The sequence below is a fragment of the Nostoc sp. NMS4 genome, assembly GCF_017115095.1.
Lineage (GTDB): Bacteria > Cyanobacteriota > Cyanobacteriia > Cyanobacteriales > Nostocaceae > Nostoc.
Genome location: NZ_JABXKI010000245.1, coordinates 1 through 13,790, shown reverse-complemented (window position 1 = coordinate 13,790; position 13,790 = coordinate 1). Strand labels below are relative to the sequence as shown.

Here is a 13,790-nt window from a genome sequence, read left to right as displayed (position 1 = left end):
ATAGGCATGAAATTTAAATTATTTTAACTTTTACCATAAAAGTAGCGCAAGAGCCGAAAAAGTTAGATCCCCGACTTCTAAAAGAAGTCGGGGATCTGGACACCGCGAATTTATGCCTACGGCAGGCTACGCCAACACAAATCAAATAAGATTGCTATATGTAAATTTTGATTGACTAATTTTACTCATTAATCATCCGGCGAAGATCATCAAGAGGCGATTCTGGTTCCGTGATTTCTGAATTGTTGATGTTAGTTATTTCTACATCTTCCTCTTCAACATAAAATTCAACGCTTATTTTAATTTTCACTTTACCCTTTTTCCAGCTTTGAGAACCTAGTGTTAAAATTTCGCAATCTATACCCTTCTGAAACCAATTCCCATTCGGAGACTGTTTTCTATTTATTCCTTGCCTACTTAATTCTTGATTCAATGCCAATTCTACCGTGGAGTTAAATGAGGTATCCATTGCTTGTTTAAATTTAGCAATTTTATATGTGTTGCCTCCGAAGTCCAAAACATCACCATCGTTACACTGTATTTGCTTGAATTCATCTTGCATATCAACCTCAATTTTTAAATTTTTACACTTTATACAAAACTGTAGTTAGTGAGTGCTAAATCACTCACTAAAAGCTACAATTATCTTTAAGCTTAAAATTAAACCTCTTATACCACATCTGAAATCAAAAACCCATTATTAGCAAACTTACTATCAGTATCAAACAAATCACCAATTATAGGTAAAAGATGGTCATATAATTGCATTGCCTGTAAACAAATATTAATACTAGAAACTGCTGAATTATATGCGGCAATATTTTCTTCAACAATATCTAACAATCGCCGATTCTTCGCAATTTTTTCTTCAGCTTCTTGTTCCAATGTTTTCTCTAAATAAGCACGCGCCTGTGGGTATTGCTGCAAAATTTCATCGGCTTGCTGATCCGCCATTGGTAATAACTGAGTTTTCAGTGTTTGATTAATGGTTTGACGAAAAGATTTACGAATAGTTTGAGAAACTTTTGGTTCAAAATCTAACTTCAATAATTGCCTAATTGCCGGTTCTGCTTCCACGATACTTTCAGCATCGTAACCTTGAGAAGTTTGTAATAAAGTCTGGCGAAATTGATATATAGAAAAAGTGCCTTCATCGTAAAATCTAGGGCTTTCTCGCACAAAGCGATCGCACTCTACACTAGCTGCACTTACTAATGCTTGAGTAACTCTTTTTTCTACAGTTCTGATCTCTTGTTCAATACCACCATCACAATCTAATAAACGGTACAACTGGCGATAATATTCTGACTTGCGAACCTTTTCAATCAACCGTTGAAAATAATTTGCAACTACTTGCTGAGAAGATTCAACCAAAATATCTTCTAATTGATTTGCTAAGTAATAAAATGCCTCTACTAAAATAGCAAGCAAAGGTGCAGTAGCGTTGCGCGGATGACTGCTGGTTGCACGTCGATAAGCATAAGCTACAGAAAAAGTATCTAGCAACTCATCTAGACGGCGAATCATTCGTGATTGCAACTGCTTAAAATCAGCTTCAAAAGCATCACAAGAATTATTAATAATCTGGTTAACTTCTTCTGTGATATGCTCACTAAATTCTCTGCCAATTTGCTGGAGTTGCTGATTCAACCGTTGCAACTCTTGCGCCTTCATCGTCTCAATTTCTTGGGGTTGACTATCTAAATCGCGTTGGAGACTCTGATAATGTTTCTTCAGTTTAATACAAATATCTTCCAAATCATCAGCAAGATTTTTAAATAATTGGGGACGCTTTTCTTCAGTGAGATAGCGAGTAATTGCTGTGGAAAATTCTTCAGTTGCACTATCTTTAATTAGCTGTTCTATAAGTTCATTTCCCCAATCTCCCAAAATCCGTACATAATTTTGATTTGGGGTTTCATAGCCGTTAACAGAAACAAGAAATTTAGTGGAAGATAGTTTTCCTGAATTTACACAGTAGTTGTTAAATGCATAGACAAATTGTGGTGTTTCTTCTTTCCCATCCAAGCCTTTAATACTTTCTGCAAAAACAGAATCTAAACCAAATCTATCTCGTTGACTTGTCTGTTTAATCTGACTGCCATAAAATCCTAATAATCCACTGGTTTTATAAACCTTGCTTGTATTGTGAAACTGCCCACTAATTAAATCGTCTAATCGTTGCCGTAGCTGAGTATTATACCAAGTTTCATCGATCCGGTTGAAGACATAGAAAACGCGATCGCGTACTCCCCCATTCTCCCGCATTAATTCCAAAAGTTCTGTTTCTTCTTTTGTCATCTCGCCCGCCGAAGCAGGTTTTAGCACACACACCACCGCCGAAGTATCAGGATGTTGAATTTTGGTATAAGTTAGCTGTGCATCTTTTTCTACAGGTGCATCTATACCAGGCGTATCAATAATTACATTGCCATCTTGTAGCAAAGGATGATTACAGTAATATTCTATCCGCTTCAATACTGCACTATTACTACCACGACGAGCATATTCAGCCGCTTCCTTAAGGTTAGAAAAGTTAAATTGCTCCATTGAATATGTAGCATTAATCACAGTGTTGATGCGATCGCGGTTTGCCCAATATCCCTGTAGCAACAACATTAACGCCTTCGCCTGTTTTGCACGTTCTGATTTACTCTCACCACCCTCCTGCTGAATAATCGCTTCAGAATCTTCACGTAGCAAGTTAATTACATCACGTTGGTTCATATTAGCTACTGTTTTAAATTTTAGCTGCTGACATAAATAAACTGCTTGTTCTCGAATCTCTGCTTCACTTAAAAATGTCAAAACAACACGTTCTTTATCTACTTCTGCATACTCGATTCTGCATTCTGTACCTGTTGCGTGTCCCTCTGCACTGTAGAGTAATTCCCTTTCTAATAGTGCATTGATTAGCATTGATTTCCCGGCACTAAACGCACCTGCAAATACAATCTCAAACTTGGGAGAAATTGCCTTACTTAAAGAAGTTTGTACAGATGTAATATCATGAGAACGTAGCGTTGGTTCTTGTTGTAAAAGTTGTAATATAGATTCAACCTGCTCTTGCAAATTTTGGCACTGAAGTGGGAAATCTGACATCTTCGGCATCCTGACAATATTTCTCTATATATTAGTAATATTTATTGTCTTGATGGTTCAGTAAAATTCCTGAGAATTTTTATGTGGTTGAATTGCCGGATATTACTTCAACCACTAATTAATGACTATTTAGTAATGAAAATTTTTGCGATTGGATTGAAACCCCACGAGGATTTAAGACAAAGCTTAAAGAATTTTGTCAAACACATTTTTACCTCTTTTGAGGCACTAATACAGGCAATTTACCGCCATTGGCTGCAAATTTAGCGTGTTGTCCAACAGTCAAAACATTAAACTGACTGGATATAATTTCTAAACTTTTATTTACTATTGCCAGCTTTTTGTAAGTAGGGACACTCATCCCAGGAAAAAATGATAATTCTGGCACATCTTCTTGACTTACAAAGTCTGTAGGATGCAGTAGCAAAGAAGGCTGGACACGTGTAAGTTTGCACAGCCACAAGGCAATTCGCAGATAGAGTAACGCCAATTCCGAAGAAAATGTACTCAGAAACATTATATAACTGAAGTGAATTGGTACTTTGAAAATTGGCATGGTGGTAACGGGAATCTCTGTCAGTTTATCCTTATCTAGATGCCACTGGTAAGGTTTGAGAGGCTGCAAACCCTCTTTAAAACCGCCAAATAGGGCTTCTCGTTTTTTACGTTCTTCCTTGCTCAATTTACAAGTTATTAAATAATATGCTCGTGCTATCGGCCCCAAAAATGTGGGAAAAGTCGAAGCATCATATTCGTATCCTCGTCGTGCTAAAACTTTCAATACTGCTGGAGAAAAACTGTATCCTGGCCCCCGAAAGCCGATAGGATGTTGATGAGTGACGCGCTTGATATGTTCTTCGGCGAGTGCCACCTCTTCTTCAATTTCATTCTCTGAATACAGATGTAGCCAAGGATCGTGATAGAATGAATGGTTGCCAATTTCGTGACCGGCGCTAGCGATCGCTTGTATTGCCTTAGTATTCTTTTCTAGCGCTGCATCTTGACCGACAATGAATACTGTGATTGTCAAATCCCATTGCTGGAGAATATCTAAAAAACGAGGTACTGCGATATCCAAATAAGAAGGAAAAGTCTCCCAACCCGGAGCGCCCTGATTTTTTAAATAAGACCAAATATTATCTAAGTCTAAAGAAAGACTTGCTATTGGTTTGTTTATTTTTTGCTTAATTTTCATTAAAAGTTCAAGTATTTGGACAAATTTAAGCGTGAATTATATTGTTAGATTTGGATTTTAGCAGTCAAGTTCCATAGCAGGGTTAGCGCTGATATCAATTCTGTATGAAGATGCGCCAAACTATATAAGGAACGAACCGCATTCGCGTTAGCGTCTCGTAAGAGTTGGACACAAAGAAATTAATACATTATAACCAAGATACATATAAACTTACATAAGTAGGTTTTTGCGATCGCACTAGCACCGCAAGGCGGAATTCGTAATTCGTAATTACCATTACGTAAGGGTTTTAGACATTTATAGGACTTACGCATAGGTAACGGAAAACGAACCACAGAGGACGCAGAGTTCACGGAGAAATCAGAGTTTGAGAGGGTTTTTGCGTAAGTCCTATTTTATTATCGATCCACATCCTAGATATTGACTTGCTGCCTTTGAGTCAAACACATGGCAATTCCTTTTTCATAGTAAGCAGCCTCATTAATAAAAATTGGCCAAACGGTAGATCCACCTTCATAAATAATTGTTTTATCATCAAAAGTTATAAAAATTGGATCTCCTGGGTTTAAGGCTTGATAATCCTTATCTTGAAGCTCTGGATGAATCATTCCAAAGATTGTCCCATCAGATTTTTTTGGGTAGTCTACAACTGATAAGTGGTCATATAGAATTAGCGTTTCGTTATTTGATACTATTTCACCCTGGTTAAACTGTTCTAGATAGTTCAGAAGCGCATGAACAAGTTCCTCGGTTTGTTTAAACAGCGTTGCTTTTAAAACACCTTGGGCAATTGGGCCAACCTCGATCGCAAAGCCTAATTCACACAGAGAATTTACAAATGGGTTTTCTTCAATTGATTTAAAAGAGCAGCGATAAACCTTAATTAAAGGATTAATCTGGCTCAGATAAGCAGCTAATTTCAAATTAAAGGGGTGACTGTTATCAACAATAATTGTCAGACCCATATTAGCTGTACTGCTGTGCAAGTCTAAGATGAAATCTGCTTGTCGATCCCCATTTGATGCTAGAATATTCTGGATTAATTTAGCTTGCAATTCTTCGTAACTTTTCAGCGTCGGATCTTGCAAATCTTGCTTGAGAAAACAGCGATTTAAATCTTTCTCTAGATATCGCCTCCCGGCGGCAAAAGCATGAGGATTTGCTAACAGAGTGATTGTCTCAAAACTTGGTCTAGTAATTAAATCGGGAAACTGGGCGAATTTTTGAATCAGGTAGGCTCCTGTAAACTCATTACCATGAGTTCCACCAACAATTGCAACTCGATTAATCTGGTTCACTATTACCCTAACTCCGCAATGCAGCCATTTAGGTATCAGTTCTCAATTAACTCTACTACATCAGCCCTATCTGTTCATACTCTTTTTTGGGCAAAGGTATTGAATTTAATCGAATAATTATCTTAATTTAATTTATAGGTATTATGAGCTGTGCTTTTGTTAATTTAATATATTTTTAACTTAAAATTAACTCTATTAAATTATATGTCTGATATAAAAAGAAAAGTAACAGGGCAACAAAATACCGGAGATAATCAGAAGTCAATTCATGACAATTCATGACAATCATTGGGGTATTGAAACCTTTCGTCAGGCAATAAAATAACTATGTGGAATTTGTGGGTTCATGCTCAGAGATATTTACGCAATCAAGACTCACATATTTTATTCACTTCAAGCCTTTGTCAAATTTTAGTTTATGCGCTCTGAAAAGATAATTACGCCTTATGTGAGTTAAAAATTCTCAAGCAATATTAAAGGTTTCAGCCTTAGCTTGAATTGTAAACTTATAGCCTTATGAACGAGACTATGTTGTTTTAGCCTTCAACTCACATAAGCCGTTAATTAGCAATTTCTATGAAGTACACAATGAATCTGTTTGCTTTAGTTCTACGTGAGCATATTCTTACCAATCTTAGCAGCATGGAATTATCTAGAATTTATAGATGGTGTCTTTTGTCAATTCATAATTCCTAATCGCCAAGTATTTTCAACAATTAAATGTGGTTAATGGGACTGAAACAAAAAATAGCCATAAAAGAGCCTGAAATGCTTATTGCCTCTTAAGCCGTTCACCGCAGTGGCTCCCAAATTCCACTAGGTTTGTACTTTTTTCTCTGCCCCGTGCCTCTAATCAAAGTCACTTCAAACCTGATAAAAGTCAAGACAAGAAGAGTATTTTAATTTAATTTACTTTAGTGATTATCCGGTTATCAAAGACTTACTTTTCAATGTAAGTCGTTGTATTTTGCCTAGATCGTCGCATCAAAATTGTTGATTTTAGGATCGACAAATTATTTATTTTGTACAAGAAAATGACAATGAATCAACAACTCAACAGTTTAAAAGAATTCCAACTAGTACGACTAACAGGAGATATTCATCCGTGGGGAGTGCGTAGACATGCAGTTCATCGGCGAGGTTCTTTGGGTCAAGTTGGACAACGACAAAGGCCTAGCAAAGATTCGGTAGAGTCGGTGTCGGCACTGACACAAATGATTCGATTGCCCATTACCATTGAAATTCGGGCTGGAGCCTTAAACGACCTGAGCAGTATCCTCGCCAGCCAAGGATTATCAACTTCTGGAAACATTGGAGTTGTGGTCAGTCCTGGTTCGGGCAAAGCGATCGCCCAACGCCTTGCCCCGGTGCTACCTAATGCCAGATGGCACACTGTCACTGACTGCACCTTGGATTCAGCCGTCCAGCTTGCCGAGCAAATGCGCTCTGGTCGCTATGACGTAGTAGTTGGAATCGGTGGTGGGAAGATTGTTGACACAGCTAAATATGCCGCCGCCCAGATCGGACTGCCCCTTGTTGCTGTACCCACAAACCTCGCCCACGATGGTATCTGTTCCCCAGTCTCGATCCTCGACAGCGATGCTGGACGCAGTTCCTACAGCGTACCGATCCCCATCATCGTCATCGTCGATCTTGACGTTATCCGCCAGTCTCCAAGCCGTTTCGTTGCAGCCGGTATTGGTGATACAGTATCCAATATCTCTGCGATCGCTGACTGGGATCTTTCTCATCAAGAAACTAAGGAGCCGCTCAACCGTCTGTCCATCACCATGGCCCACACTGCTGCTCAATCACTGCTGCACCACCCTGGCACACTCCAAGATGACGGTTTGTTGACCATACTCGCTGAGTCCCTTGTGGTATCTGGCATCGCCATGAACATTGCCGGTAGCAGCCGCCCTTGTAGTGGCGGTTGTCATGAGATATCCCACGCCTTGGATATACTTTTTCCAGGGCGTAATGCCTTGCATGGCGAACAGGTCGGCATCGGCGCGGCTTTTGCTACCTACTTGCGCGGCGACAGCGAAATGGCTGGGCGGATCGCAGAGTGCCTGTCTCGGCACAGTCTACCGATTACCGCAGCAGAGATTGGTTTCAGTGATGAAGAGTTTGCCCAGGCTGTGTTGTTTGCTCCGCAGACTCGGCCAGGGCGCTACACCATCCTAGAACACCTCGACCTCAGCTTAGATACTATTCGGGATGCCTATGCCGACTATGTTAAAGCTGCTAGTTCTGTGAACAAAAATCACGTTGAGCTAGTAAAAATCTGATCTATGACAACTCCCATTAGCGAAAGCTACTTTGCTAATCAAGTCTACGTATACTGATAAAAAGCTATAAACGAAAGTGAGAAAAACCAGATGTCTATAAATTTGAGTATCCCTATCAAAAGTTCCATTAACCCCACTCCACTGTCTGAAATTGCATCGACTCGCTTGAGCAACATTCGTCTTATAGCTACAGATATGGATGGAACTCTGACTAGACGCGGAAAATTTACTGTTGGACTACTGCAAGCCTTGGAAGATTTAGCTGCATCTGGGATTAAGGTACTAATTATCACCGGACGTTCATCTGGATGGGTGAGTGGACTCAGTAGCTTGATGCCAGTACAATGTGCAATTGCGGAAAACGGTGGTTTGTTTTTTCCGCCTGATAACCAAAAACCATTAGTCTTAACACCCATTCCTGATTTAGCTGAACATCGCCAGCATTTAGCTACGACTTTTAAGCAATTACAAACCAAATTTCCCCAAATTCAGGAATCTACTGATAATCGCTTTCGGATTACTGACTGGACTTTTGACGTAGCCGATTTGAATCTAGATGAACTCAAAACTCTAGAGAATTTATGTCAGGAAATGGGTTGGGGATTCACCTACAGCAATGTACAGTGTCACATTAAACCCCAAGGACAAGATAAGGCTGTAGGATTATTGCAGGTATTGCGCGAGTACTTTCCTGAATATTCACCAGAACAAATTGTGACTGTTGGCGACAGTCCTAATGATGAAAGTTTATTTCAGCAGGATTATTTTCCTTTGTCTGTAGGTGTAGCTAACGTCTTGGAATATGCGAATCAGTTGCAACATCTGCCCGCCTATGTTACCAAATTTTCTGAAGGAGAAGGGTTTTGTGAGTTATCTAGTTATATTTTGAAAAGCTTACAACTAGCCAAAAGTTAGTGAGAATTAAATTTGAGTTAGGAATAAGAATTAAATAATATACAATTTATGTCCCTGGTTTACCTCACCCTCAATCCCTCTCCTTATAAAGGAGAGGGAAGTTAGAGACAGGATGAAGTTTTGCATCTTATTTAATCCATGTTCCTTAATCTCTAGAATCCCGTAATACCTTCCCAAATTTACGAGTGAGTATTGATGTGTACCTATGAAGCATTTACCTTGCCGATGCGATCGCGATCGTGTGGTTGATTCAGATAGGACATATCAGGCCCATTGGGAATAATGCCACCGGGGTTGAGTGGGAATAGGTTTCCGTAGTAATCCCGCTTCACAGTTTCTACGTCGCAAGTGTCAGCCACGCCTGGAAGCTGATACAAATCGCGCAGATAAGCTCCGAGATGCTGATAGTCTCGAATTCGCTGCCGATTGCATTTAAACAGCCCATAATAGGCACTATCAAACCGAAATAATGTTGTGAATAAACGCACATCTGCAAGTGTGAGATTCTCTCCGCAGAGATATCGATTAGTCTGCAATGCAAGCTCAATCTCATCGAGAGTTGCGAACAGTTCATTACAGGCTTGATTGTATGCTTCTTGAGTTTGGGCAAAGCCGCAGCGATATACTCCGTTATTTACCGCGTGGTAAATTTTCTCATTCCACCAGTCAATTTTCTCTTTAAGTTCTTCTGGGTAAAGATTTAAGGTCGGATTGTTGGCGAACTCGTTAAACTCTGAGTTCAGCATCACGATAATCTCTGAACTCTCATTATTGACGATCGCTTTTGTTTGGTTATCCCATAATACTGGAACTGTAGAGCGTCCACTATAACCGGGTTCTGCCTTCTGATAAAATTCAGCCAGTGTGCGACAACCTTCAACTTCATCGTTAAATATCCAACCGCCTTCAATGGGCGAAGGAGAGACGATACATACTGATATTACCGCTTCGAGTTTTTTTAGCGATCGCACAACCAAGGTTCGGTGCGCCCAAGGACAGCCCAGCCCAACATAGAGTTTGTAGCGCCCCGTTGCTGGTGGGTGTGGATTCCCTGGCTCTGTGCCGATAAACTTGCGAAACTGGCTATTAGGACGAATATACGCTCCCGACTGATTGCGCGGAGCAAGGTTTGACATCATTATTTGCCACATAGTCGTCCAGACAAACTTTCCTAGCCAAATAATCAGCTTAGGAGGAAGCGATTTGCCCTTTTTCTTTGGGGGATTTTTATCGTCATCCATTGGAGTTGAGTTGCTCATGGCGACAATTTTGCTTTGGGAGGGATCGACGTTACTACTGTATACGCTGTTAAATTTATACTTGGTAGTTCTCCATGCCTACACGTGCCTTGAGATTTATTACTTTACTCTACTACGCTTTGCATAAACTATTGGATCTATATAAAAATATCGATATAGCGGTGTGCAGTTTAATCAGATACAAAAACTTTCCTGAAATGATTTTACAGCAAGGACTTTGGTATTCTCATCCAATTGATAACCGGTATAGTAACGTCTAAATCTCTCAATCCCACTTCATTAAAATGTGCAAATTTTCCATCTGTATCACCAACATAAACCAGTTTATCTCCAGGTGTAAAACGTTCTGCAAACTCCTTAATAATCTTCTCAATCAAAATATTTTGTTATTCTTGAATTTGTCCTTGTAGATACAAAATTAATTGTTTCGCTTGGATGTAAAACTGGTCTTCATAATAGCAGCAATCATCCCAATCACGAGCGGTATTGCATCAGTTTTTGGTTCTGGGACTGAAACTACTTGCAACGAGCCATTTACTTTCGCCTCTCCTTTTAAGACTACACCTGGCTGTAAACTAAGTGGTTGAACTTGAGAAAAGGTCAATATACCAGTAGCATTTCCGAATTGCCCTGACCCACCACTGAGCGTAACAGTCCCAGAAGATGTCACCTTGAGCGTACTAAAATCAATTAATCCAGATGTTATTTGGTTTCCAGACAAACTATCGTTACCATTGCCAGAAAATGCAATGTAGCCAAGTGGGTATCCTTGCAAGCCGAAAGTATTGGGGTCAGTGTTAGAACTAAAGATACCGCTAGTGAAGTTAGTCTGAGAGTAGGCTAGTCCGTTAACTTTGGTCAGTCCATAAGCAGCATCAGTACTTGTACCAGAGATGAATGTTTGTTCTATATCTGGCGTGATTTCCTTAGCTGTTACCACAACATCGTAAGTAGCGTTAAATGGGTAAGTTGTTAATGTTCCTGCTACAGCAGTGCTTGGCACTAAACCGATTAAAGTTAAAGCGAACGGTACATATCTTAAAGCTGTTGATTTAAACATCATTTACCTTTTTGAATAAGAGGTAATGTATTTAAGCAGATTTACATCCTTGTTCGCAATCTTCCAATGGAGATATTTCGCCAATAGCTGTGAAACGGCTTGGTGTTAGATATTGTTATAATAATGTTATGATTGACCCATCCTAAATTTTTGAATTTGGAATTGCTGACCGACTTCGTTGGCGCATTGACAAATTAGAGAAACTAATGAAGTTAGAAAAATGAGAGCAAAACTAGCGTAGGCATCGCTAGTTTGTAGGGACTTGAAAGACGGATAATTTATATTGCCAGTTTTGCCAGAATTTTTTGTAGGCTCTTATTGCAAAACTATGCTTCAGGCTAAAGTCTTCATTACTCGTCGCCTACCTATCGAATTAGAGCAACTGCGATCGCTCGCTACTGTAGAAGTTTGGCCAGAACGCCAACCCCCTCCATACGAAATTTTACTAGAAAAAGTCAAGGAAATAGATGGTTTGTTATGTCTGCTGACTGACCAAATCGATCGGCAACTGATCGAGTCAGGGAAACTCAAAGTCATCAGTCAAATGGCGGTAGGTTACGATAACATTGACATTGCTGCCGCTACAGCACGGCAAATTCCCGTCGGTCATACTCCTGGGGTGTTAACCGATGCTACCGCAGATTTCGCCTGGGCTTTACTAATGGCAGCTGCACGGCGAGTAGTGGAGGCAGATAGGTTTACTCGTGCGGGGTTATGGCAGACTTGGGAACCAGATTTGTTGTTGGGGCCAAATGTTACGGGTGCTACCTTGGGGATTGTTGGTTTTGGGCGGATTGGTCAAGCTATAGCTCGTCGCGCCCAAGGGTTTGAAATGCAGATTTTGTATACGAGTAGGCAACGATGCAGCCCAGAATTAGAACAATCTTTAGGTGTGGAATTTGCTACGTTAGAACACTTACTGCAAGAGTCTGATTTCGTAACTCTGCACACACCATCGGCTGATGATACTTACCATTTGATTAGCGATCGCCAATTTGAGTTGATGAAGCGATCGGCTATTTTGATTAACACGGCACGGGGAACTATTGTAGATCCAGATTCTTTGTATCACGCCCTTGCAAGCGGTCAAATTGCGGCGGCGGCTGTGGATGTCACCGAACCAGAACCGATTCCCAGCGATAGCCTGTTGTTGACTCTAGAAAATCTAATTATTGCACCTCATATCGGCAGTGCTAGCCGTCAAACGCGCTCAAAAATGGCAACAATGGCGATCGCTAATTTAATCGCAGGATTGAGAGGCGATCGTCTAGCTTATTGTGTCAACCCTGAAATTTATAAATAAAAATCCCTGCCAAAGTTAACAGGGATAGCAGTTTTTAGCTTGTCTCTTGTTAGCTAACAAAATCTTTGTGGGCAGCGACAAGCATTTGAGCTTGCCTTAAAACGTTTCCGAATAAATAAAAAGGAATCTGCCAAGCTGCAACGGTAACTTCTTTGACTAGATCCTGTACACTAATTGCAATTAATTCATGCTCTGGTGGCTCTCCCTCAACTGTACCAGACCAAGTAAAAGCTAACAAGAAATCATCTTCTCCAGGCAAAGATGCAATCAAACATTCTTCTGGTGTTGGTTCGCAAATAATTCCATAATCATTTGCAAGTTCTACTAATCTTTGAAATTTGTTTCCGTTTGTCATTTGTTCTTTGGGTGTAATTGAATCTCAGTTTTAGAAGAAATCATATTTTTAACCCCACAACTCAACTTAGTTGCTTCACACCATAAATTACGAATTACGAATTATTAAGGAGTTATTGGAGTTAGATCGTACTTAAGTCCAAAATCTTACCGCGATCGCTTGGTTCTATCAGCAACAATTGTTACTGTTTTCCAAAAAGCTAGACTACCTACTTTTTTGGTTTACCCTATTTACATATACCTCCCTTAGTTACCATTTCAATCAATTCGGGCAGCTAAATTAACATGACTGCTAATAACTGTATATTGAGCGCGTTTTTGACAACCAACATTTCCCGCCACAGCCTCACCTGTATTAATTCCAATTCCCATTTCCAGGATTGGGAAATTCATTTGCTGCATTGCCAATTGCATAGCAATAGCACAGGCGATCGCTCGTTGAGAATCATCTTTGCGACTAATTAGCGCACCAAAAATCACAAAAATCCCATCACCCATAAACTCATTAATCGTGCCTTTATAGTGGTTAATCACATCTGTCATTATTCCCAAATAAAGATTCAAAATCTTTACTACTTCTTCGGGGCGCAATTGTTCCGAAATAGCCGAGAATCCCCTTAAATCAGACACGATAACCGTTACTTTTCTCCGTTCTCCCCCTAGCTTGAACCCAGAAGGAGTTTCGAGGATATTGGCAACGATTTCATCAGTTAGATAGCGACCGAGGGTTTTTCGCATTTCGGTAGCGCTTTGAGCAATATACTGAGTAAGTGCGATCGCAATAAATCAAGTATTCCCAAAAGCAGAGTCAGATTTTCCACTCAACTACAGAACTATTTATTTATTGGGCATTGGGCGTTAGGAGTGCTGAGTGCTGAGTGCTGAGTTAGGAGTTAGGAGTTAGGAGTTAAAAGTAGAGACGCGATTAACCCAAGTCTTTCCAAGAGTTAGGAGTTTTGTTTATCTCCTTGTCTCCCTTGTCTCCCTTGTCTCCCTTGTCTCCCTTGTCTCCC

At 40.0% G+C, this 13,790-nt stretch carries 11 protein-coding genes and 2 pseudogenes; 4 read left to right on the top strand and 9 right to left on the bottom strand.

The window, feature by feature from the left end; all coding sequences use genetic code 11:
• Window positions 1-181: 181 nt before the first annotated feature.
• The 4 genes from HWQ37_RS22060 to HWQ37_RS22045 all read right to left on the bottom strand — a co-directional run bounded on the left by HWQ37_RS22060 (window position 182) and on the right by HWQ37_RS22045 (window position 5,595).
• Complete coding sequence (locus HWQ37_RS22060; protein WP_292750863.1) at window positions 182-562, bottom strand: KGK domain-containing protein; 381 nt, start codon at window positions 560-562, stop codon at window positions 182-184.
• Window positions 563-669: 107 nt separating this feature from the next.
• Complete coding sequence (locus tag HWQ37_RS22055; protein ID WP_292750861.1) at window positions 670-3,102, bottom strand: dynamin-like GTPase family protein; 2,433 nt, start codon at window positions 3,100-3,102, stop codon at window positions 670-672.
• 211 nt (window positions 3,103-3,313) lie between these two features.
• A complete protein-coding gene (locus HWQ37_RS22050; RefSeq protein ID WP_292750859.1) occupies window positions 3,314-4,297 on the bottom strand; it encodes a polysaccharide deacetylase family protein in 984 nt (327 codons plus the stop codon).
• 413 nt (window positions 4,298-4,710) lie between these two features.
• Window positions 4,711-5,595, bottom strand: coding sequence for an aspartoacylase (locus HWQ37_RS22045; RefSeq protein WP_292750857.1), 885 nt, complete (start codon window positions 5,593-5,595; stop codon window positions 4,711-4,713).
• A 241-nt stretch (window positions 5,596-5,836) separates the two neighbouring features.
• On the opposite strand from HWQ37_RS22045, the pseudogene HWQ37_RS22040 reads away from it, so the two are divergent.
• The 3 genes and pseudogenes from HWQ37_RS22040 to HWQ37_RS22030 all read left to right on the top strand — a co-directional run.
• Window positions 5,837-6,004, top strand: a pseudogene (locus HWQ37_RS22040) (IS701 family transposase); the annotation flags it as partial.
• Window positions 6,005-6,629: 625 nt separating this feature from the next.
• Complete coding sequence (locus HWQ37_RS22035; protein WP_292750855.1) at window positions 6,630-7,886, top strand: iron-containing alcohol dehydrogenase family protein; 1,257 nt, start codon at window positions 6,630-6,632, stop codon at window positions 7,884-7,886.
• A gap of 90 nt (window positions 7,887-7,976) precedes the next feature.
• A complete protein-coding gene (locus HWQ37_RS22030; RefSeq protein ID WP_292750853.1) occupies window positions 7,977-8,801 on the top strand; it encodes an HAD-IIB family hydrolase in 825 nt (274 codons plus the stop codon).
• A 203-nt stretch (window positions 8,802-9,004) separates the two neighbouring features.
• On the opposite strand, the gene HWQ37_RS22025 is transcribed toward HWQ37_RS22030, so the two are convergent.
• The 3 genes from HWQ37_RS22025 to HWQ37_RS22015 form a co-directional block, all read right to left on the bottom strand.
• Window positions 9,005-10,060 (bottom strand): glutathione S-transferase family protein, encoded by a 1,056-nt coding sequence (locus HWQ37_RS22025; RefSeq protein ID WP_292750851.1) that lies wholly within the window; start codon window positions 10,058-10,060, stop codon window positions 9,005-9,007.
• A gap of 203 nt (window positions 10,061-10,263) precedes the next feature.
• The gene (locus HWQ37_RS22020) at window positions 10,264-10,437 is read right to left on the bottom strand and encodes a BsuBI/PstI family type II restriction endonuclease (RefSeq protein WP_292750849.1); all 174 of its coding nucleotides are present in this window, start codon (window positions 10,435-10,437) and stop codon (window positions 10,264-10,266) included.
• Window positions 10,438-10,478: 41 nt separating this feature from the next.
• Window positions 10,479-11,120, bottom strand: coding sequence for a hypothetical protein (locus tag HWQ37_RS22015; RefSeq protein WP_292750847.1), 642 nt, complete (start codon window positions 11,118-11,120; stop codon window positions 10,479-10,481).
• A 328-nt stretch (window positions 11,121-11,448) separates the two neighbouring features.
• Here HWQ37_RS22015 and HWQ37_RS22010 point away from each other — a divergent pair, with 328 nt between their 5' ends.
• Window positions 11,449-12,423, top strand: a complete 975-nt coding sequence (locus tag HWQ37_RS22010) for a 2-hydroxyacid dehydrogenase (protein ID WP_292750845.1) — start codon at window positions 11,449-11,451, stop codon at window positions 12,421-12,423.
• 49 nt (window positions 12,424-12,472) lie between these two features.
• Here the strand turns inward: HWQ37_RS22010 and HWQ37_RS22005 are convergent, their stop codons facing one another.
• Window positions 12,473-12,778, bottom strand: a complete 306-nt coding sequence (locus HWQ37_RS22005; RefSeq protein WP_292750844.1) for a hypothetical protein — start codon at window positions 12,776-12,778, stop codon at window positions 12,473-12,475.
• Window positions 12,779-13,038: 260 nt separating this feature from the next.
• Window positions 13,039-13,557, bottom strand: a pseudogene (locus HWQ37_RS22000) (adenylate/guanylate cyclase domain-containing protein); the annotation flags it as partial.
• Window positions 13,558-13,790 lie beyond the last annotated feature (233 nt).

What these genes read in the sequence shown, in the direction of transcription:
- HWQ37_RS22060 (WP_292750863.1), bottom strand. Translation starts at nt 562, where the DNA reads ATGCAAGATGAATTCAAGCAAATACAGTGTAACGATGGTGATGTTTTG.
- HWQ37_RS22055 (WP_292750861.1), bottom strand. Translation starts at nt 3,102, where the DNA reads ATGTCAGATTTCCCACTTCAGTGCCAAAATTTGCAAGAGCAGGTTGAA.
- HWQ37_RS22050 (WP_292750859.1), bottom strand. Translation starts at nt 4,297, where the DNA reads ATGAAAATTAAGCAAAAAATAAACAAACCAATAGCAAGTCTTTCTTTA.
- HWQ37_RS22035 (WP_292750855.1), top strand. Translation starts at nt 6,630, where the DNA reads ATGACAATGAATCAACAACTCAACAGTTTAAAAGAATTCCAACTAGTA.
- HWQ37_RS22030 (WP_292750853.1), top strand. Translation starts at nt 7,977, where the DNA reads ATGTCTATAAATTTGAGTATCCCTATCAAAAGTTCCATTAACCCCACT.
- HWQ37_RS22025 (WP_292750851.1), bottom strand. Translation starts at nt 10,060, where the DNA reads ATGAGCAACTCAACTCCAATGGATGACGATAAAAATCCCCCAAAGAAA.
- HWQ37_RS22015 (WP_292750847.1), bottom strand. Translation starts at nt 11,120, where the DNA reads ATGTTTAAATCAACAGCTTTAAGATATGTACCGTTCGCTTTAACTTTA.
- HWQ37_RS22010 (WP_292750845.1), top strand. Translation starts at nt 11,449, where the DNA reads ATGCTTCAGGCTAAAGTCTTCATTACTCGTCGCCTACCTATCGAATTA.
- HWQ37_RS22005 (WP_292750844.1), bottom strand. Translation starts at nt 12,778, where the DNA reads ATGACAAACGGAAACAAATTTCAAAGATTAGTAGAACTTGCAAATGAT.